At 66.8% G+C, this 19,226-nt stretch carries 18 protein-coding genes; 9 read left to right on the top strand and 9 right to left on the bottom strand.

Going from position 1 to position 19,226, the window contains the following annotated elements; genetic code table 11:
- Positions 1–14 precede the first annotated feature (14 nt).
- The 8 genes from ME121_RS06565 to ME121_RS06535 all read right to left on the bottom strand — a co-directional run bounded on the left by ME121_RS06565 (position 15) and on the right by ME121_RS06535 (position 10,463).
- Positions 15–1,574, bottom strand: coding sequence for an AMP-binding protein (locus tag ME121_RS06565; RefSeq protein ID WP_059408544.1), 1,560 nt, complete (start codon positions 1,572–1,574; stop codon positions 15–17).
- Positions 1,567–2,100 carry a (2Fe-2S)-binding protein gene (locus tag ME121_RS06560; protein ID WP_012321639.1) on the bottom strand — a complete coding sequence of 178 codons (534 nt, stop codon included), beginning with the start codon at positions 2,098–2,100 and terminating at the stop codon, positions 1,567–1,569. The genes ME121_RS06565 and ME121_RS06560 overlap by 8 nt, the downstream gene beginning before the upstream one ends.
- Positions 2,088–2,951 (bottom strand): FAD binding domain-containing protein, encoded by an 864-nt coding sequence (locus tag ME121_RS06555; protein ID WP_059408543.1) that lies wholly within the window; start codon positions 2,949–2,951, stop codon positions 2,088–2,090. The genes ME121_RS06560 and ME121_RS06555 overlap by 13 nt, the downstream gene beginning before the upstream one ends.
- Complete coding sequence (locus ME121_RS06550) at positions 2,948–5,959, bottom strand: xanthine dehydrogenase family protein molybdopterin-binding subunit (protein WP_059408542.1); 3,012 nt, start codon at positions 5,957–5,959, stop codon at positions 2,948–2,950. The genes ME121_RS06555 and ME121_RS06550 overlap by 4 nt, the downstream gene beginning before the upstream one ends.
- 92 nt (positions 5,960–6,051) lie before the next feature.
- Positions 6,052–6,909 carry a helix-turn-helix transcriptional regulator gene (locus ME121_RS06545; RefSeq protein WP_012321636.1) on the bottom strand — a complete coding sequence of 286 codons (858 nt, stop codon included), beginning with the start codon at positions 6,907–6,909 and terminating at the stop codon, positions 6,052–6,054.
- Between the two features lie 61 nt (positions 6,910–6,970).
- Entirely contained in the window at positions 6,971–8,362 is a 1,392-nt protein-coding gene (locus ME121_RS06540; protein WP_059408541.1) for a sodium:solute symporter family protein, read from the bottom strand.
- Positions 8,363–9,382: 1,020 nt separating this feature from the next.
- Positions 9,383–9,748, bottom strand: a complete 366-nt coding sequence (locus tag ME121_RS33385) for a hypothetical protein (protein WP_246753298.1) — start codon at positions 9,746–9,748, stop codon at positions 9,383–9,385.
- A gap of 49 nt (positions 9,749–9,797) precedes the next feature.
- Entirely contained in the window at positions 9,798–10,463 is a 666-nt protein-coding gene (locus tag ME121_RS06535) for a response regulator transcription factor (RefSeq protein ID WP_491892822.1), read from the bottom strand.
- Between the two features lie 364 nt (positions 10,464–10,827).
- Here ME121_RS06535 and ME121_RS06530 point away from each other — a divergent pair, with 364 nt between their 5' ends.
- The 9 genes from ME121_RS06530 (at position 10,828) to ME121_RS06490 (ending at position 17,471) form a co-directional block, all read left to right on the top strand.
- Positions 10,828–12,624 (top strand): methanol/ethanol family PQQ-dependent dehydrogenase, encoded by a 1,797-nt coding sequence (locus tag ME121_RS06530; RefSeq protein WP_280951351.1) that lies wholly within the window; start codon positions 10,828–10,830, stop codon positions 12,622–12,624.
- 92 nt (positions 12,625–12,716) lie between these two features.
- On the top strand, positions 12,717–13,394 hold the full coding sequence (locus ME121_RS06525) for a pentapeptide repeat-containing protein (RefSeq protein ID WP_059408539.1): 678 nt from the start codon (positions 12,717–12,719) through the stop codon (positions 13,392–13,394).
- An 81-nt stretch (positions 13,395–13,475) separates the two neighbouring features.
- Positions 13,476–13,817 carry a hypothetical protein gene (locus ME121_RS06520; RefSeq protein ID WP_491892821.1) on the top strand — a complete coding sequence of 114 codons (342 nt, stop codon included), beginning with the start codon at positions 13,476–13,478 and terminating at the stop codon, positions 13,815–13,817.
- Positions 13,818–13,842: 25 nt separating this feature from the next.
- Entirely contained in the window at positions 13,843–14,265 is a 423-nt protein-coding gene (gene pedF, locus ME121_RS06515) for a cytochrome c-550 PedF (RefSeq protein ID WP_206407097.1), read from the top strand.
- 14 nt (positions 14,266–14,279) lie between these two features.
- On the top strand, positions 14,280–14,576 hold the full coding sequence (locus ME121_RS06510) for a hypothetical protein (protein WP_059408536.1): 297 nt from the start codon (positions 14,280–14,282) through the stop codon (positions 14,574–14,576).
- A complete protein-coding gene (locus ME121_RS06505; RefSeq protein WP_059408535.1) occupies positions 14,573–15,154 on the top strand; it encodes a cytochrome b in 582 nt (193 codons plus the stop codon). The genes ME121_RS06510 and ME121_RS06505 overlap by 4 nt, the downstream gene beginning before the upstream one ends.
- On the top strand, positions 15,151–15,753 hold the full coding sequence (locus tag ME121_RS06500; protein WP_059408534.1) for a rhodanese-like domain-containing protein: 603 nt from the start codon (positions 15,151–15,153) through the stop codon (positions 15,751–15,753). The genes ME121_RS06505 and ME121_RS06500 overlap by 4 nt, the downstream gene beginning before the upstream one ends.
- 6 nt (positions 15,754–15,759) lie before the next feature.
- The gene (locus tag ME121_RS06495; RefSeq protein WP_089231028.1) at positions 15,760–16,503 is read left to right on the top strand and encodes a quinoprotein dehydrogenase-associated SoxYZ-like carrier; all 744 of its coding nucleotides are present in this window, start codon (positions 15,760–15,762) and stop codon (positions 16,501–16,503) included.
- A complete protein-coding gene (locus ME121_RS06490; RefSeq protein WP_059408532.1) occupies positions 16,503–17,471 on the top strand; it encodes a quinoprotein relay system zinc metallohydrolase 1 in 969 nt (322 codons plus the stop codon). The genes ME121_RS06495 and ME121_RS06490 overlap by 1 nt, the downstream gene beginning before the upstream one ends.
- Positions 17,472–18,120: 649 nt before the next feature.
- On the opposite strand, the gene ME121_RS06485 is transcribed toward ME121_RS06490, so the two are convergent.
- Positions 18,121–18,819 (bottom strand): glutathione S-transferase family protein, encoded by a 699-nt coding sequence (locus ME121_RS06485; protein WP_012329789.1) that lies wholly within the window; start codon positions 18,817–18,819, stop codon positions 18,121–18,123.
- Between the last annotated feature and the right edge of the window lie 407 nt (positions 18,820–19,226).

Below are 19,226 nucleotides of genomic sequence, written 5' to 3'. Positions count from 1 at the left end.
TGGGGGCGGGACCGTCAGGCAGCCTCGTGACCTTCGGCATGGGGCTCGGCCCCGCCTTCCAGGACGTACTCGCCGGCCACGAGTTGGCGGCGCAGCAGCTTGCCGACCGGCGATTTCGGGATCTCGTCCACGAAGACGTACCGGCGCGGCAGCTTGTGACTCGGCAGGCCGCCCGCCCGGCAATGGGCATCGAGCGCCGCTTCGTCGGTGCTGCCGCTCCGCTTGATGAAGGCCGCGACGATCCGACCCCAGCGCTCGTCGGGCAGGCCCACAACGGCGACTTCGGACACGGCCGGATGCAAGGAGAGGCGGCTCTCGATCTCGACGGGCGAAACGTTCTCGCCCCCGGTGATGATCATGTCGTCCACCCGGCCGGTGACGTAGAGGTCGCCATCGGCGTCGGCGAAGCCGGTATCGCCGGTGAAGTACCAGCCATCACGAAAGGCCTTCGCGTCGGCTTCGGGGCGATGCCAGTAGCCCTCGAAGGCTTCGTCGCCCTTGGCGATGACGGCGATCTCGCCCTCCTCGCCCGGCGCGGCGGTTCGGCCTGGGTCGCCCCCCATGGGTACGACGCGCACCATCGTGTTGAGGCCCGCCCGCCCGGCCGAACCGGGTTTCACCGCCGCCTCGTGGTTGATCGTAAAGGTGTAGACCTCCGACGAGCCGTAATGATTGACGAACAGATCCGGCCGGAACGCCTCGGTCAGGCGGGCGAGCAGGCCGTCCGTCATCGGCGCTCCGGCGAAGCCGAGCTTGCGCACGGAGGTCGTGTCGGTCGCCGGGAAATCCCGATGGTGCACGAGGTCGTGATAGAGGGTCGGCACGAGGTAGAGGTTGGTGATCCGCTCGGCCGCGATCAGCCGCAGCGCGCCGGCCACGTCGAACCGGGGGAGGCAGACGAAGGTCCCGCCGATCAGCGACATGGCGAGGAGCGAGCGCACCCCCATCGTGTGATAGAGCGGCATCACGCCGAGGGTGCGCTCGCCGCGCCCGTAGAGGTTTTGCGCCACATGGGCCACGGCCGCCGCGCGCTCCGCCCGGTGTCGCCGCGGGACCCCCTTGGGCTTGGCGGTGGTGCCGGAGGTGTAGAGCATCAGCGAGATCGCCTCCGCGTCGGCCCGGGGCGTCACCGGAGGCCCCTCGGTGGCGGCGAGGTCGGCGAAGGCCGTCTCGCCGGGGCCGGGTGGCGTGCCGACGGCGATGCGCGGGATTCGCTGCGACGCCGCGCTGTCTCGCAGGCTCCCGGCCGAGACCGGTTCGTAGGCGATGGCGCGGGCCTGCGCGTTCTCGACCGCGTAATCGATCTCCTCGGCCTTGGCCCGCCAGTTGATCGGCGTGATCACGATGCCCGCGAACTGGCAGGCCCAGTGGAGGGTCGCCGCCTCGTGCCGGTTCTGGAGGACCGTGACGAGGTGGTCGCCGGGCTTCAGCCCGAGCCGGTCGAGCCCGGCCACGGTTGCGGAGATGACCCCGAACCACTCCGCGTAGCTCAGCCGGGTCTCCCCGTCGACGAGGGCCAGGGCGCGGGGATCGCGGGAGACGCTCGCAAGGAAGCTGGTGCCGAGATCAAGCATGGGCGGCCTCCGGGGATGACGGGGCCGGGATGTCGCCCCTGAGTTCCGCAGCCGCCTCCAGGGCGGCCTCGATGATCGGCGCGTAGCCGGTGCAGCGGCAGAGATGGCCGCCGATCACTTCCGTGATCTCCCGGCGCGAGGGGTTCGGCCGGAAGGCGAGATAGGCGTCGAGCGACATCAGGATGCCGGCGGTGCAGAAGCCGCATTGCAGGGCGTGCCGCCGCCGGAACGCCGCCTGCAGCACCCCGAGGCGGCCGGGCTCCGGAGCCAGACCCTCGACGGTCCGCACGGCGCAGCCCTCGACCCCCACGGCGAGCGTCAGGCAGGCCCGGGCGGGAACCCCGTCGATGGACACCGTGCAGGCGCCGCAGACGCCGTGCTCGCAGCCGACATGCGTGCCCGTGGCCCCGAGCCCGTGGCGCAGGGCGTCGGTCAGCAGGGTGCGGGTCTCGACCTCGACCGTGGTCTCGCGCCCGTTGAGGGTAAAGGCCACCGTGTGACGGCCCTTCGCGTCTAGCTGTGGCATGGCACGGCCTCCTGATGGGTGTCGCCGCGGGCGACCTTGACGGCCTGTTCCAGCACCCGGCGGCCGAGGCTGCGCACGAGCTCGCGGCGGTAGCGGGCGGTGCCGTGGAGATCGTCCCCCGCGCCGAGGTCCCAGGCGAAGGCGTTGAGGGCATCGTCGAGCGCCGACCCGTCGAGGTGGGGGAAGTCGCGGGCGGTGGGCCGGTCGGCGACGCCGCCGACCGCGAGCCGCATCCGGGTGCCGTCCACCACGGCGGCGCAGGCGACGATGGCGTAGTCGCCGTGCCGACGCCCCACCTCGGCGAAGGCCGTGCCGGTGCCCTTCCGGCGCAGGGGATAGGCGATGGCCTCGATCATCTCGTCGTCGGCCCGGTCGGTGACCATCATGCCGGTGAAGAAGTCCTCGGCCGCCACGCGCCGGACCTTCCGGCGGCTGCGCAGGTGAATCTCGCCCTGGAGCGCCACGAGGCAGAGGGGGATTTCCGCGCTCGGATCGGCATGGGCGACGGAGCCGCACAGCGTCCCCCGTGCCCGGGTCTGGATGTGCCCGACCCACGGCAGGGCAACAGCCAGCAGCGGCAGGTCCCGGGCGAGACCCGGCCGGTCGAGCAGGATCGCCTGCCGCACGCCCGCCGGAATGACGAGGGCGCCCTTGTCGGGGCGGGGCTCCTTGAGGGCGGGGATGCGCATCACGTCGACGAGCACGGCGGGCTTCGTGAGCCGCATGTTGAGCATCGGCATCAGGGACTGGCCGCCCGCGATGATCCGGGCCTCGGGGCCGTGCTGGTGCAAGGCTTCCAAGGCGTCGTCCAGGGACGTGGCGCGCAGATAGGCGAAGGGCGCGGGCTTCATGCGGACACTCCCAGGCGCGCGAGGAGCCACCGCAGGGCGGCCGGAAGGCGGAGCCCGCGCACGCCGGACCCGCCGGCCCGCCGAGCGAGGGCCGTGAAGAACCCGCCGATGATCACCCGCGCGGCCCCGTCGAGGAGGCGTCCGCCCACCGCCGCGACCTTGCCGCCCACCGCCGCCTCGTAGACGTAGGCGATCCGCGTGCCCCCCGTGCCGTCGGGCTCCAGGGTCAGGCGGCCGGTGCCGCCACCGCTGCCGAGGCCGCCCGTCACCGTGCCGGTGAGCGTCACCGCCCGGGGCTCGTCGAGGTCGGAGAGGATCACCTCGGCCTTGTAGCGGCCCTTCACCGGGCCGACGCCGAGCGTGACGTCGGCCTGGAACCGCGTGTCGGAGAGCTTCCGCACCCCATGCGAACCGGGGATGACGGAGGCGAGCACGTCGGGGTCGAGGAGCATCGCCCACACCGTCTCCGGCGGAGCCGTGACGGCGGCCGAGCCCTCCCCGCGCAGGGTGCGGTCGCCCGCCTTGGCGGCGGGCTTCGGGGCGGCGTGGCCGGAGGGGGGCCCCCGCTCCTCCCCGCCCGCCGCGAGGGCCGCGAGCTTGGCGGGCGTCAGGGGCAGGTCGATGGCTTCCAGGCCCAGGGCGTCGGCCACCGCGTTGGCGAGGCAGACCGGCGTCGACATGCAGTTGCCCTCACCGACCCCCTTCGCGCCGAGCGGCGTGAAGGGAGACGGGCTCTCGACGTGCAGGATGCGCAGGTCCGGCACCTCGGTCGCGGTGGGCAGCAGGTAGTCAGCGAAGGTGCCGGACAGGAAGGCGCCGTCGTCGCCGTAGGCGAGTTCCTCGTAGACCGCCGCGCCGAGCGCCTGCGCGAAGCCGCCGCGCACCTGCCCCTCGACCATGCCGGGGTGCAGGATGCGCCCGCAATCGTGCATCGAGACGTAGCGGTCGATGGCGATCTTGCCGGTGACCCGGTCGATCTCCAAACCGCAGATGTCGAAGATGAAGCCGTGGCACAGGGAGGAGTTGATGTGGTCCTCCGCGTCCGGCGCCGTCAGCTCCGGGGGTGTCCAGAACACCGTCTCGCGGATCACCGCGCCGAGCTCCTCGGGCACGAGGCCGGGCGACCAGTGGCTCGTGGCGGCGACCCGCGCGAAGGGCAGACCCGCATCCGGGTTCACCCGCGAGGCGATGCGCCCGCCCGCGAAGACGAGATCCTCCGGGCGCAGGTTCAGCTGCGCCGCCGCGATCCGCGCGAGCCTGTCGCGCAGGCGGGTGGCGGCGAGGTGCGCGACCCCCGCCACGGCGGCGGCGAAGCGGCTCGCGTAGTTGCCGGAGGCGATCGACCACGCATCCTTGGCGGTATCGAGGTCGGCCGTGACGCGGACCTGCTCCATCGGGAGGCCGAGCACGTCGGCCACCACCTGGGCCAGCACCGTCCGGTGCCCCTGGCCTTGCGGCACCGAGGCGACCTGAACCGTCACCGAGCCGACGGGATCGAGGGTGATGGTGGCCGTCGATTGCGCGCCGTTCTTCGGTCCCGCCTTGGCGCGTTCCTCCGCCGTCAGCACGGTGGTGATGTAGCCCATGTTGGAGACGCTGGGCTCGACCGCCGCCGTCAGGCCGATCCCATAGAGGCGGCCCTCGGCGCGGGCGGCGTCCCGCCGCCGCTTCAGCTCATCGAGCCCGCCGTCCCGGGCGGCTTCGTCGAGGGCGCGCTGGTAATCGCCGGAATCGTAGAGGGCGCCGGTCGCGGTGCGATAGGGAAAGGCGTCGGCCGGAATCAGATTCCGGCGGATCACCGCGAAGGGTTCTAGGCCCAGCGTCAGCGCGATGCGCTGCATAAGCCGTTCGAGCGGATAGTAGACCTGCGGCCCGCCGAAGCCGCGCACGAGGCCGGTCGGCGTCTTGTTGGTCAGCACCACCCGGTTGCGCACGGCGACATTGCGGATGGCGTATGCGCCGGTAAGGTTGCCGTGCATCCGGTAGAGCGTGGCGGGTTCGGGCGCCCGCAGGTAGGCGCCACAATCCTCGATCTGGTCCCAATCGAGGGCGGTGACGCGCCCGTCCGCCTCGAAGGCGGCGCGGAGGGTCGTGACCCGGTTGGTGGCGGAGACGGAGGCCGAGAGGTGCTCCAGCCGGTCCTCGATCCACTTCACCGGCTGGCCCACGAGGCGCGCCGTGGCGGCGATCAGGACGGCGTAGGGCGCGACGCCCTGCTTGACCCCGAAGCTGCCGCCGGAATCGGGGGGCGTGCGCAGGCGCAGGCGGTTGCCCGGCACCTTGAGCGCCCGGGCCACCACTGCATGGATGCTAAATGGCCCCTGGAAGTTCGCGAGCACGTCGTAGGAATCGTCGGTGGGATCGTAGGAGGCGACGACGCCGTAGGTCTCCATCGGCGAGCCGGTGTTGCGCGGGTAGCGCACGGTCACGGACAGGCTGCGCGGGCTCTCCGCGAAGGCCGCCTCGGGATCGCCGTAGCGGAAGCGTCGGTCGCTGACGCAATTGGCGCCGACGCCCTCGTGCAGGATCTCGCTGTCGGGGGCGAGGGCCGCCAGCGGATCGACCACCGCGGGGCGCACCCGGTACTGCACCTCAATCAGGTCGCAGCCGTCCTCCGCGAGGTAGCGGTCTCGGGCGACGACGATGGCGACGGGCTCGCCGACATAACGCACCCGGTCCACCGCGATGGCGCGGGCATCGACGACCGCCCGCAAGGCCGGGACGAGGCCGGTCGTGACGGCGTCGAGGTCCCGGCCCGTGACCACGGCGGTGACGCCGGGCAGCGCCTTGGCCGCCTGAACATCGAAGCCAAGGATGTCCGCATGGGCGTGGGGCGAGCGCAGGATCGCCGCGTGCAGCGTGCCGGGCCGCATGCCGAGGTCGTCGATGTAGCGCCCGAGCCCGGAGAGCAGGGCTGCGTCCTCGACGCGCTCGACCGATCGTCCGACATAGCTCGTTGACACGATGCCCAAGCCGCTTCCTCCGCCGGACCTCTCGATGGGGTCCATATCTCGGGGAGAATGGCGGCTCCGTGTGGGCGCAGCGATGCCGAGGCGTCTCGCGACTTACCGAAACGTCTCATTCTTTGATGACAGCGCCGTCAGGCAGTGGGCTGGCCGCCCCGCCGGACGATACCGCGGAAGATGCTCGGGGGTACGCTGACGTGGTCCCGGAAGAAGCGCGAGAAATGTGCGGGCGCGGCGAAGCCGAGGCGCATGCCGATCGCGGTGAGGGGCTCCTCGCTGCTCACGATGGCCTCGACGGCCTGTTCGATCCGGATCGCGTTGAGGAAGACATGGGGCGGGGCCCCGGTGGATTGCTCGAACAGGCGGTAGAACTGGGCGCGGGAGAGGCCCGCCTCGCGTGCCAGCGCCTCGGTGCCCAGCATGGCGCCTGGCTCTGCCCGCACCCGTGCGATGGTGCGTCGGATGCGCCAGTCGCCAGCGTTGCGCCGGGCGGCGGCACGGAGGGAGAGGGGCTCCTCGCGCCAAGCCGTGAACCGCTCGATCACGGCAACCATCAGGTTCGACAGTAACTCGTCCTGGATGTGGGAGGAAAGCGGTGCATAGACCATCTCGGCGGCGAGGTCGTGGGCGAGCCGGTGAATCGTTGGTGTGACGGCGCCCGACGGTTGTCCGAAGAAACCGGGCGCCCCGCTCGCAGCCCAATTCCGCCGGAACGCGCCGAGCCAGTTGGGCTCGATGTACAGGGCCAGGATCATCGCCTTGGCCCGCCGGGGATCGTGCAGGTAGGCGTGGGTCTCCCAGGCGTTGATCAGGACAGCCTGATCGTCGGTGAGCGCCACAACCTGATCACCGACGAGGAACTGCGTGTCGTCTCCCTCGACCTTCAGGAGCACGTGGCAATGCGGGTGCGCGTGGCGGACAAGGCTGCGGTCCATGTCGAGGAGCGCGACGCGGCCGAAGGCGCCATGGGCGATCTCAAGAGCCTCGGACATCTGCACTATTTAGCATGGTCCGCGGGGGGGCAGCTAGATCGCCGCCGGGACACCCGTCCCGTCAGGGCGCCGCAACCTGTTCGTTCCGGAGCGTGGTCCTCTTCCGGAGTTCGGCTGTACCCATCACCGCTAGGGGAATGACGAGGGCCACATAGGCGTTGTCGATTCCCCCGGGATCGCCGGCGAGGAACCAGCCGATCGTCAGGACGAGGGAAACCAGGATGCTGACGACGGCGGCCCGCGGTGTGCCGAAGCGCGGAGCGTAGAAGGCAAAGATGACCAAGACCGCCAGGGTCGCCCGCAGGGATTTCGCGAGGAACGTCACCTTCAGGATATCCGGCGCGAAGATCGCCAGGGGAATCGGGATCAGGCCCACGAGCATTGTCATGCTGCGGACGAACCGCAGGGACGACGTCCCATCCTCGCTCCGACGGCGGGGATGATAGAAATCCTTGAACAGTAGGGTGGCAGCGCCGATGCTAAGGGCCGAGATCGTGCCGAACAGCGATCCCGCCAATCCCGCCACCACGATGGCGGCCAAAAGATCGTCCATCCGGGCGATCAGGCCCGGCAAAGCCTGGATCGCGGGGATTCCCGGCAGCAGCGCCGCCGCGCAGACACCGACCAGGGCAGCGCCGATGCCGAACGGCACGAGCAGGAAGGCACAATAAAAGCTGGCCTGCCGCGCCGTGCGCCCGTCCTGCACGGTATTGATGGCCTGGATCACGTATTGCGTCGAGAAGACCGCGCCGATGCCGGCGACCATCCACGCGAAGATCTGTGACCAGCCGACCGTATCGACCGCGAACATCGCTTCGGGCACGTGGGCCCGCAGGTTGTCGAAGCCGCCGACCTGAGACAATCCGAAGGCCACGGCCGCGAGGATGCCAAGATACTTCACGACGGCATGCAGGACGTTCGTATAGATAACCGAGCGCATCCCCCCGACACTGACATAAAGCGTCGCGACGATACCCGTGATGACGATGGCGCTGGTCCGGTCGACGTTGAGGAGGCCCGCCAGGATCGTACCGCCGCCCGCATAGGTCGAGACCGCGACGATCTGGAGCGCGAAGATCATGATGACCGAGGTCGCGAGCTTGGTCGGGCGACCGTAGGCCTTGGCCAACGCCCCGGAGATCGTGTTCTCGCCGAGTTCCTTGAAGCGGGGCGCCAGGAGAATGGCGTAGAGAACGAAACCGACGGCGAGGGCGAGGACGTTCCAGGCGGCCGACACGCCGACCCTGTAGGCCGTCTGTGTCGTGCCGACGCTCGTGGCGGTCCCGATGAATTCCGACATCAGCAGAAAGCCGATCAGGAACGCCGGATAGCGCGTGCCGCCGGAGGTAAAGCTTCCAGCGCTCCTCGCATGGCGTCGCACAGAGAAACTGATCAGCCCCATCGCCGCCATGTAGGCCAGGGTCAGGGAGAGAACGATCCAGTTTGGCTGCATGGGTGCGGCCTAACGGCGACGCCGTAGTGCCTGGGCGCCAAGGGACCCCAGCATGTTTCCTCCGAAATCATTCGAGGCCGCAGCTTTCCTCGCACGAACGAGAAGCAACGGCCATTGCGGGGAAAATTAGATTTTGAGAAGGAAGCGGACAAATATTCTGATTTGATCGGCGCCATCAGATTATCTGATTCAGCACGATGATTAATATAAAGCGCACCCTTAGCAGGGTGCGGCAGGTCAAGAAACGTCTTTATATTGATTTGGATTCACATTAGATCGGTTTTACAGAAATAATAGACGTTATAGGTCGTTGTGTACTCGACTGCCTGCAAAATTTGACGATGAAATGGGTCGGCATGTTAGCAGAGCGCATTTGTATCGACGTTGCGTGGGATAGCCATTGAGTCGCTGGCTAGCCGAGAAAGCTAACATACTCCTCGCGACCCATGTCTGCCATCTCGGGCGGAGTTGGCGCATCCCGATAGCGGTCTTTCGCGGCAGTTGAGCAAACTCAGCTTAGCTTGGGGCACGAAGGGGCGTAGGCCGTTGGTGACGGCGCGAGGGCAAGGCTGACCTCAAGATGGTGTCGTCAAAGGTCCACCGGGGGATTGTGCGCATCGGAGCGATATTCGTGAAGGCACCTGCGAAGCCTCCCTACGGCGATGCACTGTCGGATACATCGACAACCAGGCCATCGCTCAGCTGCCGATAGAACGTCTGCTTTTAGGTTGCTACCCGGTTCGGCCGAGTGGCAGCAATGGGCGCCAAGCCGAACGTCCGGTTCTGCGTGCGATGACGATCCGGCGTGACGTAGTTTGGCCGAAAGCTGCCGGTCTGCTTCGTAGAAAGTCCGCGGGAAAAGCGGACGGCCTGCTACCGACCCAGCGCAGTCGTTCACGCGCGACCGCGATGTTCCGAAAGCAGACCTCCCCAGGCCGTTAATACGGCGGTGATGCGCCTCTCACAGCCGCTTCGGTGAAGGCGACGGATCCCTGGTAGCAGGCGGTGGACTCGTTACGATCAGCTCTCTAAGCACAAGCGAAAATAGTCTTGGCGGATCGCCTCCTTCAGAGTGAATCCAGCCACGCGAGGATTAAGAAGTTCTGGTCCATCCGGGACGCGGCCGAACTTGACATTTTGTAGATCGACGACGAATCCGCGCTCGCCCGTATAGAGGCCCTCGCGGTTCTTGACGTTCACGGAACCACAAATGTGGACGGGCCCGCTTCGGCGCAAATTCGTGACCCTCGCATCAGGACTTTCGAGTTCACGCCGGATGAGATCGAGGACAATTTTTGTATCTTCTGGCCCTATCGACGCTTGAGATCCGTCCTCTACGTTTTGGCTCAACGTGGAATTCACAAAAATCGTCAGCAGAATGATCATCGCAGGGACGATCCGACTTAGATGACGCTGCGCGTTGCATGTCATGGCCTTACCGACGTAGTCCGGCATGCTCAAAATCGAGCTCGGACACGAAGATCACCGCTTGAGTTCGGGTCCGTACGCCAAGCTTGCGCATGATCTCGGTGGCGTGGGTCTTGACCATGGACATGCCGATCCCAAGGCGCGCCGCAATTTCCTGATTGGTTAGGCCCTTCTTGATGAGGATCAGCACGTTGAGTTGCCCCTGCGACAGGGTGGAGATTCGAGCGGAGGCGGAGCGTTGCCCAGCTTCGGGGGGCAGCGGCACGACGCCCTCCGGCACGAAGATCTGCCCTTCGAGAGCCTGCTTGACGGCAGCGTGGTAGGTTGCCTGCCGAGCCGTCTTGGCGACGAAGCCGGCTGCCCCGAGAGCCAGCGCCTCGCGAATGATGCGCGGCTCATCGACACCCGAGCAAATCAGGATCGGGATCCGTGGAAAGCGGGATCGGACCGTTAGAAAGCCCTCGAACCCCCGCACGCCCCGCATCGTCAGGTCGAGGATGACGAGATCCGGCTCGGGATGCTGCGAGAGATCGTCGATGGCCCCTTCGATTGAGGATGTCTCCCGTATCGTCGCTTCGGGAAAGCCAAGTTGCAGGACGCGCCGGAGCGCGTCCCGGAACAGGGTATGATCGTCCACGAGAAGGAGATGCACAGCCGCCTCGGAGAAGGGCACGACGGTGTGATCATGATTGGAATCCCGCCCGGATTTCGTCAATCAACAAAGTACAAATATTGCACTTATGGCTTTCTTCGAGATTGATATCGAGAGAGACGCAAGAATCATGGCCTATTTTCCCTCTTAATAAGAAAATAATGTGGCGTTATTATACCAAGGTCCATGTCGGCGCGCCCCCGATTGCTGTCTATAGTCGCGAAAGAGAGGCTGCCCGCTTCCGACTGCTGCCTTTCAATAGAGCGCGATCCTGCTCAAAGACTGGGTCGTGAGGGAGAGAGACATGGCTAATAAGACTGCGACGGGATCACCGCGCCGGAATGTCTTCCTGACTGCTTCGTCCCTGCTTGTTCTCTCGTGGGCGATGGCCGCGCCTGCAGCCGCGAAGGACGAGATGAAGCCCGTCGCCTGGGAAGACATCCTCAACGATCAGCAAACCAACAACGATGTGCTGATGTACGGCATGGGCGTGAAAGCTCAGCGCTATTCATCCCTCGACAAGATCAACACCGAGAACGTTGGCCGGATGAAGCCGAAGTGGTCCTTCTCCTTCGGCGACGAGAAGCAGCGTGGCCAGGAGGGACAAGCCCTCGTTCACGATGGAATCATCTACATCACCGCCTCCTACTCGCGCATCTTCGCCCTCGACGCCAAGACCGGCAAAAAGCTCTGGTCCTACGCCGCCCGACTGCCCGACGACATCCGCCCCTGCTGCGATGTCGTGAGTCGTGGCGCCGCGATCTACGGCAACAAGATCTTCTTCGGCACCCTCGACGCCTCCATGGTGGCGCTCGACGCGAAGACCGGAAAGGTCGTCTGGAACAAGAAGTTCGACGATCACGGATCGGGCTACGCCTATACCGGCGCGCCCAACATCATCAAGGATCAGAAGTCCGGTAAGGTGCTGCTGATCCATGGGAATTCCGGTGACGAGTTCGGCGCACTTGGCAAGCTCTATGCCCGCGACCCGGAGACGGGCGAAGAGATCTGGATGCGGCCCATGGTCGAGGGCCATATGGGACGCCTCAACGGCAAGGATTCGACGCCGACTGGCGACGCGAAGGCGCCGTCCTGGCCAGACAAGGATGGCAAGAAGGTCGAGGCCTGGAACCACGGCGGCGGCGCGCCCTGGCAGACGGGCGTGTACGACGAGAAGACCAACACCTTCATCATCGGCACCGGCAACCCGGCCCCCTGGAACCACCATTACCGCTCGCCCGGCGACAGCCTCTTCACCTCGGGCCAAGTCTATATCGACCCGTCGAACGGCGAGCCGGTCGGCTTCTTCCAGCATACGCCGAACGATGCCTGGGACTATTCCGGCAACAACGAGATCATCCTGTTCGACCTCGACAAAGACGGCAAGAAGATCCGCGCCGGCGCCCATGCTGACCGCAACGGCTTCTTCATCCTTACCGATATCGACAAGCTGACGGCCCGCGACGGCAAGATCAACAAGCCGGAGGCGCTGATCGCGGCCTATCCCTTCGTCAAGGACATCACCTGGGCCAAGGGCTACGATCTCAAGACCGGTCGTCCGATCGAGAACGAGGGTCAGCGCCCGCCGGCTCCCGAGGCCGGGCAGAGCAAGGGCAAGTCGATCCAGGTCACGCCGAACTTTCTCGGCGGCAAGAATTGGAGCCCGATGTCCTACTCGCAGCAGACGGGCCTGTTCTACATTCCGTCGAATGACTGGAGCGAGGATTACTGGACCGAGAACGTCACCTACAAGGCGGGTTCCGCCTATCTCGGCCAGGGCTTCCGCATTCACCGCAAGTTCGACACCCATGTCGGTGCCCTACGGGCGATCGATCCGAAGACCGGCAGGATCGTGTGGGAGCATCTTGAGAATATGCCGCTCTGGGGCGGCAGCATGACCACCAAGGGCGGCCTCGTCTTCCAGGGCACCTCGGACGGCTATGTGAAGGCCTTCGACGCCAAGAACGGCAAGGAGCTCTGGGCCTTCCAGACCGGCTCCGGCGTCGTCTCGGTGCCGATGACTTGGGAGGATGGCGGCAAACAGTATATCGGCATCGCCTCGGGCTACGGCGGCGCTGTGCCGCTCTGGGGCGGCGACATGGCTGATCAGACCAAGCTCGTCAGCCAGGGCGGCTCGTTCTGGGTGTTCGAGGTGCCGACCGACACGGCCTCCGCGCAGTAGCCGGTCGCCGCCGGAGACTGGGTCGGGGCGCAAGCCTCGGCCCGGCCCCCGTCTCATTCGCTACCGCCCACCCCGTCACCGAGTGTCATCCGATGCAGGCTTCCCTCGGCCGCACGCTGCTTCTGTCCGGGCTGATCGCATCGGCGCTCGCCTGTCCCGTGTCGGCTCAGACCCAGATCGTCAACCGCGAGGAACGGCCCGATCCTTGGATCGTCAACGGCTGCACGATCGCACCCAAGACCAAATGTCCCGGCGCGGACCTGCGCTATGCGGACCTGAAGAACGCGGATCTCGGCGGGGCCGATCTCACCGGCGCCCAGCTCGCCCGTGCAGACCTGCGCGGTGCGAACCTTCGCGGCGCCCAGCTCGACCGAGCCAACCTCAGCGGCGCGCGCCTGCAGATCTCCTTCATGCAGGGGCTGAAGGCCCGGGGTGCCTCCTTCGTCGGGGCCAACCTCGATCATGCCCGCGCCTCGGGAGCCGATTTCAGCGGAGCCGACTTCACGGTGGCCGATCTGGAGATGGTGCAGGCCAAGCGCGCGCAGTTCGTCGGTGCGAAGTTCATCGACACGGATCTCCAGGAGACCAAGTTCTACGAGGCCAACTTCACCGATGCGGTGATGCAGGGCGTCCAGATCCGCTTTGCGATTTTCCAGGATGCCTGGATGAAGGGCTGCAAGGGCTGCCCGGACCATTGGCAGCACGGCAAGCCGGTATGGGAAACCTATCCCGAGGCCTCCGCGCCGCCCGCCGCCGAGACGGATCAGTGAGATGGGCGTGGCTTGCCGCGCCGTGGGTCGTCCTGCTGCTGCCCGGCTTGTCCGGCGCGGCGGCGGCGGAGGCGTCGGCGGATGTCCGCACGGCCTTCGCCGCGTGCCGTGCTTTGCCGGACGAGGGGGGAGCGCCTGCGCTGCTACGATCGCCTCGCCGCGATCCTCGTGCCGCCCCGCTTCCGGGGGCGGTTGACGATGCAGACCGAGCCCTTCGTCATCACCGCCCCGACCGTGCTGCGCTACGAAAGCGATGGCCCGATCTTCGTGATGTACCTGAAGGATGCGCAGGGCGGCATCGTTCAGAACCTGCACATCGGTGGCGGCGGCAGTGCCGTCTACACCATCGAGACGCCCGGTACTTACTCTCTGCAAATCAGCGGCTCCGAAACGTGGCGCATCTGGCTCGATCCGGCGCCGTGACCTGTCCGTTCCGAGGTTTCCAATGATGACGTTCCTTCGCGCGGGTCTGCTCGCGCTTCCGCTGACCGTGGCAACGCTGCCCGCCGCCGTCTTCGCCCATGGCGACGCCGCACCGCAGCCGGTCGACACGACCGGCCTGCCGCCGCTCGGCGACGATGTCCGGGCGACCAACCCCTACCACGGCAACAAGCTGGCCATGGAGATCGGCGCCAACGGCTACAACCAGAACTGCGCCCGCTGCCATGGCCTCGACGCGAAGTCCGGCGGCATGGCGCCGGACCTGCGCGAGCTTGAGGAGGGCGAGGCCGGCGACGGCTGGTTCATGACCCGCGTGATGCACGGCGCCAAGAAGGACGACCGCTACCGGATGCCGCCCTTCGAGGGCATCCTCAGCCAGGAGGCGATCTGGGCGATCCGCACCTATGTCGAGAGCCAGCCCAAGAGCTGAGCGGGGTCGGCCCCATGCGCGCGGCCTTGCTCCTGCTTCTGGGACTCGTCCTTGCCGCCCCCGCATGGCCGGAGGGAATCAAGGAATATCAGGTCCGCCGCCTTTTGATGTTGAAGACCGAATGTGGCGTGGGCGGCCTCGAGGCCGAGGAACTCGATGGTGGGGCGACCCGCTTCGTCGCGATCTGCGAGAACGTGAGCCATTACCCCGACGGCGTCGAGGTCCGCTGCCCTAATTCGGAGGACGACCGCGACTGTACCATCCTGACGCAGAAGCGCGATTTTCCCCATCTTCGGGCGTTGCAGCGATGACGGGCTCCCTCCCGGCGCCGGGGGAGGCGTCGCCGCCTCCGCAAGGCGGCCGCCTCAGCCTTCCGACCCGGCTCCTGCACTGGAGCGTCGCCTTCGCCATCCTCCCGATGCTGGCCTACGGCTTCTGGCTTCGGGCGGTGCCGGAAGGACCGGGCCGCGGCACCGCGATCCGCCTGCATAAGTCCCTTGGAATGCTGCTCCTGCTCCTCGTCTTGGCCCGTCTGCTGTGGCGTGCATGGGAAGGGTGGCCGGCCCCGTCTTCGCAGCACAGGAGTTGGGAGGTCTGGGCGGCACGGGCAATGCACGGAGCCTTGCTCGCCGCGATCCTGCTGATGCCGCTGTCCGGCATCGCCCGCTCCCTCGCCTATCCGCGGGCCCTCGCGCTGTTCGAGTGGCCCCTGATCCCGAAGCTGTTCGAGACCCGGCCGGAGTTGATCTATCAGACCGCGGTGTGGGTCCATGACGGGCTCGGTTTGGCACTGCCGGGCTTGATTGCGCTGCATGTCGCGGCAGCGCTCAAGCATCACGTCCTCGACCGGGACGACACGCTCCGGCGCATGGCGGAGATCGGCCGATGAGGAGCCTGGCCGTCGCGCTCCTCCTCGTTTCGTCCCTTCCCGCCCATCCGCAGGAGGGGCCGGGGGCAGTTGGGATCGTGGCGGCGGATGCCGATTTCGATCCCGTCACCGGGCTTCGGACGCAGAACTACAGATCGCCGGTGACACGCCCCGTCGTCGGCGGCACTCTCGTAGCCCTCGCCGAAGTCGACCGGCTCCGTGCCGAGGGCGCCGCCTTAATCGACGTGATGCCCCAGCGCGGCGGCTTCGAGCCCGTCGGCGGTCGCTGGAGGATCGTGGACCGGCGCGAGACGATTCCCGGCGCGGTGTGGCTGCCGGAGACGGGCCGCGGCAGGATCGAGCCCCGTCTCGCCGCCTATCTCGCCCGCTGGCTGGAGACGCTCAGCGGGGGACATCGCGACCACCCGCTGATCTTCTTCTGCATGGCCGATTGCTGGATGTCCTGGAACGCCGTGCGCCGTGCGGCCGACCTCGGCTACCGCCGGGTCTACTGGTTTGCCGACGGCACGGATGGCTGGAGCGATGCCGGCCGTCCCCTCGTCCCGGCCGATCCGCCTGCGGTCCCGTCGCTCGGCGCGACTTCCACCCCGTCGAGGTGAAGCCCCATGCCTGCCCCGAAAACCACCGGTACCCGCGATCCCCTTGAGTCGCCCCTCTGGTCGAGCATGGCCGAGCGCTACCTCGGCGGCCTGCCCGCGATCTTCGACGACCGGATCACTGTCACGCTGCCTCCGGTGACCGAGGACCAGACGCAGGTCCCCGTGACAGTCGATGCTCGCGGCATAGGCTCTGTAGAGGAACTCATCGTCATCGCCGACCTGAATCCCTTCCCCCTGACGTTACGCCTCGCCGGAACCGGCGCGCAGCCCTTCGCGGCCTTCCGCATGAAGATCGAACAGGGGACGCCCATCCGTGCGGCAGCCCGTCAGGACGGCCGCTGGTACATCGGGGGACGCACGCTCGATGCGGCCGGCGGCGGATGCTCTGTGCCGCCGGTCGTCGAGAAGCGGGTCGATTGGAAAAGGCTCGGCGCGCTGCAGGGCCGGATCTGGCGGGAGGCGGACGCTCTGCGTCTTCGCCTGCGCACGACCCACCCTATGGACAACGGAATGATCGCCAACGTGCCGGTGTTCATTATCGAAACGCTGGCGATCTCCGATGTGGCGGGGCGGCGGCTCGCCGACCTCACTCTGTCGGAGGCGATTGCCGACAACCCGACCCTGACGCTCCTCTTGGAGGACGGGGCGACCGAAGCGTTGCTCGTCTCGATGCGCAACACCGCCGGCAACGACTTCCGCGCCAAGGTGCCGGTGCCCCCGATCGAGGCGCAGGCACGGGAGAGACTCTAATGGGCGCGATCGAACAATCCCGTGGCCTGACCCGTCGCTCGGGGCTCGCGCTGGGACTTGCGGCGATGGCCTGCACTCCGGCCCTCGCGGCTCCCCGCCGTTACACGCTCAAGCCCGTCGTCGTGGCTCCAGGAGTCTGGACGCTCTACGGAGCCCAGGAGGCCATCACCGCCGAGAACGGCGGCGCCATCGCCAACGTGACCTTGATCGAAACCCGAGACGGCTGTGTGCTGATCGATGCGGGCCCGTCCTACCGCTACGGCACGGCCCTGGAGGCTCTGGCGCGAGACCTCACGGGCAAGCCCGTGGTACGCGTCTACCTTACCCATTTCCATGCGGACCATAGCCTCGGGGCGACGGCCTTCCCCGATTCGGCCGTGTGGGTCGGCCCAGGACTGCGGCGGGACCTCGCTCGGTTCGGCAACGACCTCGCCAGCGGCATGTATCGGGTAGCCGGCGACTGGATGCGCGGGACCGGCGTGCCAAAGCCCGTCAACGAGGCGCGGGACGGCGTGGAGCAGGTCGGCGAGCGGCGCTTCCGTCTGTTGAACCTGTCCGGCCACACCAACGAGGATCTCTGCCTCTTCGAGGAGACCTCGGGCCTGCTGTTTCCCGGCGATCTCGTTTTTCTCGATCGGGCTGCGACGACACCGGACGCCGATCTACCCCTCTGGCGGAAAGCCCTTGCCACGGTCGCCGACATCCCCTGCCGATTGCTGGTTCCCGGACACGGCCCGGCCGAAGCTGGGCGGCGCGGCATCGATCAGACCCTCGCTTGGCTCGATGCGACCGAGAGCGGGATCGCGGCCGGCTTCGAGGCGGGTCTCGATTCCACGGAGATCATGGAACGGCCTCTCCCCCCATGGACGAACGACATCGCCGTGGCGCGCTACGAATTCGCCCGCTCCGTCATGCACCTTTTGCCAGGAATTGAGACCGCACGGCTGCCGGTTTTGACGAACGCTTGAACGTCATCGAGCCTGCCTGAGAGATGATTGAGTAAGTATCCCTGTCTTGTTCGACCCTCAGTCGCGACGGATGCTTCTTTTTGTGATAGCCAGCGATTTACACAATGCAATCCTACAAGGACGGCAGGCTCTTTAAGGCGCAATTTAACTGGAAAATGCCAGACTTGTTTGGCCTGCTGCGGTCGGCCTTTGCGGCTACCTCAATCCAGAGACAAACGGCCGCTTACGGAGAGCAGCTGCCGATCCCCGGTGGTCTGCTTTCTGATGTCTACACTCGAAAGCGGACTGGCAGTTTTCCACCCCAAGCGGTCCTCCCGCTTCCGACCCAACCCAGCCGCCGGAAGCGGTGCCGGCGTTCCCCCGAAGCAGACGTTCGTCAGCCATCCGGCAACACCAGCTTGGGGTGGATCTCCGCCGGTCCACTGCCGGGCGACGATGCACGAAAGCGGACGTTTTCGGCGCGACCTGGGGCGAAGCCTGGTGCACAGGCCCCGCTCCACCGCCGATATTCGCAATCGCGCGATATACTCCGTGAGGGCTCCCGTCGCGCTGAAGACAGCACGGTTGTGCGCGGCCCTGCGCCCCTATGCCGGGAGCCGGGCGAAGCGAGCGGCGTGTTGCGCAGTCGCTCCGCCAGACCTCGTGCCGATCAGGCGGTCTGAAGCGCGCTCAGTTCCTGAAGGCCGCCGCCATCCGCATAAGCGAGGCGGAAGCTCGGGCGCGCCTTCCAGCGCTGCCAGAACTGGTCGAGCTGCTCGTAGCGCTCATCCAGCGGGGTCGCGACCGGACCAAACTTCGAGAACGCGATCGCCGTGCACAGCGTGATGTCGGCGAAGGTCGGGTGCGCGCCACCGAGCATCCAGTCCCGCCCATCCGACAGATGCCGGTCGACGAGGCTGGCATGGGAGAGCGCCTCCTTGCGGCAATGCTCGCCCCATTGCGGGTTGCTAGTTAGTTCCAGCTTCGGCCCAAGGCCCTGATGGAGCACGTGGAATAGCGTCGTGAGCCTGTACAGGATCTGCACCCAGATCCGGTCGTTCCACATCACGTCCTGTGCCTGCTCCAATGCGCCTTCGCCCAGAATTTTGCGGCCCGGGAAGCTCTCGTCGAGGTAGCGCGCGATCGCGACGCTCTCGGCTAGATAACCACCGCCCGGCAGCTCAAGAGTCGGGGTCTCGCCCCAGGGATTGCGCTTGAGATGTTGCCAACCGCGCTGCTCGCCGCCCGGAGCCATGTCGAGCACACGCTCCTCGACATGCTGCGCGATACCCTTCTCGTGCATGAGCAGGCGCACCCGCTGTGGGTTCGGGAAGGCTGACGGCGAGGTGTAGAGGGTAAGCTTGTCCATGATTCCTCAGCAGAGCGGGCTTTCGATGTCGCCACAGGTAGGGTTGGTCCCGAGCGGCAACAGAGGGACGTAGACGTTGGCTTCGTGCCTGCTTCTACCTTGCGCCGAGGGTACCGGAGGTCCAGCGAACGACCGCTCTGGAGAACCGCAAACGACTTTTCCAGCGGCTGGCTTGGGTCGCGAGCGGGCACGGAGGCGATGTCCACTTCAATCAATCACTGCCCGAGAGCGAATTTTCGCAAAACCACCCTGAGCGGCCGTCCTGCTTCCGACCCAACCCAGCCGCGCGGACAGCCACCGGCGTGTCTCGAAAGCGGCCGTGCAATAGCCTCCCGCTGCTCGGTCCAAAATGCCGGTTAGGTTAGACGGTCGGATGGTCCCCAACCGCCGCCCGGAGATCGTGCTCT

Source organism: Methylobacterium sp. ME121 (genome assembly GCF_000974725.1).
Lineage (GTDB): Bacteria > Pseudomonadota > Alphaproteobacteria > Rhizobiales > Beijerinckiaceae > Methylobacterium > Methylobacterium radiotolerans.
The sequence above is the reverse complement of the archived record's forward strand: the minus strand, read 5'-3'. Positions and strand labels throughout refer to the sequence as shown.

Coding starts and splice junctions, on each gene's coding strand:
- ME121_RS06520 (WP_491892821.1), top strand. CDS start 13,476: ATGTCCGCACGGCCTTCGCCGCGTGCCGTGCTTTGCCGGACGAGGGGG.
- ME121_RS06550 (WP_059408542.1), bottom strand. CDS start 5,959: ATGGACCCCATCGAGAGGTCCGGCGGAGGAAGCGGCTTGGGCATCGTG.
- ME121_RS06555 (WP_059408543.1), bottom strand. CDS start 2,951: ATGAAGCCCGCGCCCTTCGCCTATCTGCGCGCCACGTCCCTGGACGAC.
- ME121_RS06565 (WP_059408544.1), bottom strand. CDS start 1,574: ATGCTTGATCTCGGCACCAGCTTCCTTGCGAGCGTCTCCCGCGATCCC.
- ME121_RS06530 (WP_280951351.1), top strand. CDS start 10,828: ATGGCCGCGCCTGCAGCCGCGAAGGACGAGATGAAGCCCGTCGCCTGG.
- ME121_RS06485 (WP_012329789.1), bottom strand. CDS start 18,819: ATGGACAAGCTTACCCTCTACACCTCGCCGTCAGCCTTCCCGAACCCA.
- ME121_RS06510 (WP_059408536.1), top strand. CDS start 14,280: ATGCGCGCGGCCTTGCTCCTGCTTCTGGGACTCGTCCTTGCCGCCCCC.
- ME121_RS06560 (WP_012321639.1), bottom strand. CDS start 2,100: ATGCCACAGCTAGACGCGAAGGGCCGTCACACGGTGGCCTTTACCCTC.
- ME121_RS06525 (WP_059408539.1), top strand. CDS start 12,717: ATGCAGGCTTCCCTCGGCCGCACGCTGCTTCTGTCCGGGCTGATCGCA.
- pedF (WP_206407097.1), top strand. CDS start 13,843: ATGACGTTCCTTCGCGCGGGTCTGCTCGCGCTTCCGCTGACCGTGGCA.
- ME121_RS06495 (WP_089231028.1), top strand. CDS start 15,760: ATGCCTGCCCCGAAAACCACCGGTACCCGCGATCCCCTTGAGTCGCCC.
- ME121_RS06540 (WP_059408541.1), bottom strand. CDS start 8,362: ATGCAGCCAAACTGGATCGTTCTCTCCCTGACCCTGGCCTACATGGCG.
- ME121_RS06505 (WP_059408535.1), top strand. CDS start 14,573: ATGACGGGCTCCCTCCCGGCGCCGGGGGAGGCGTCGCCGCCTCCGCAA.
- ME121_RS06500 (WP_059408534.1), top strand. CDS start 15,151: ATGAGGAGCCTGGCCGTCGCGCTCCTCCTCGTTTCGTCCCTTCCCGCC.
- ME121_RS33385 (WP_246753298.1), bottom strand. CDS start 9,748: ATGATCATTCTGCTGACGATTTTTGTGAATTCCACGTTGAGCCAAAAC.
- ME121_RS06545 (WP_012321636.1), bottom strand. CDS start 6,909: ATGTCCGAGGCTCTTGAGATCGCCCATGGCGCCTTCGGCCGCGTCGCG.
- ME121_RS06490 (WP_059408532.1), top strand. CDS start 16,503: ATGGGCGCGATCGAACAATCCCGTGGCCTGACCCGTCGCTCGGGGCTC.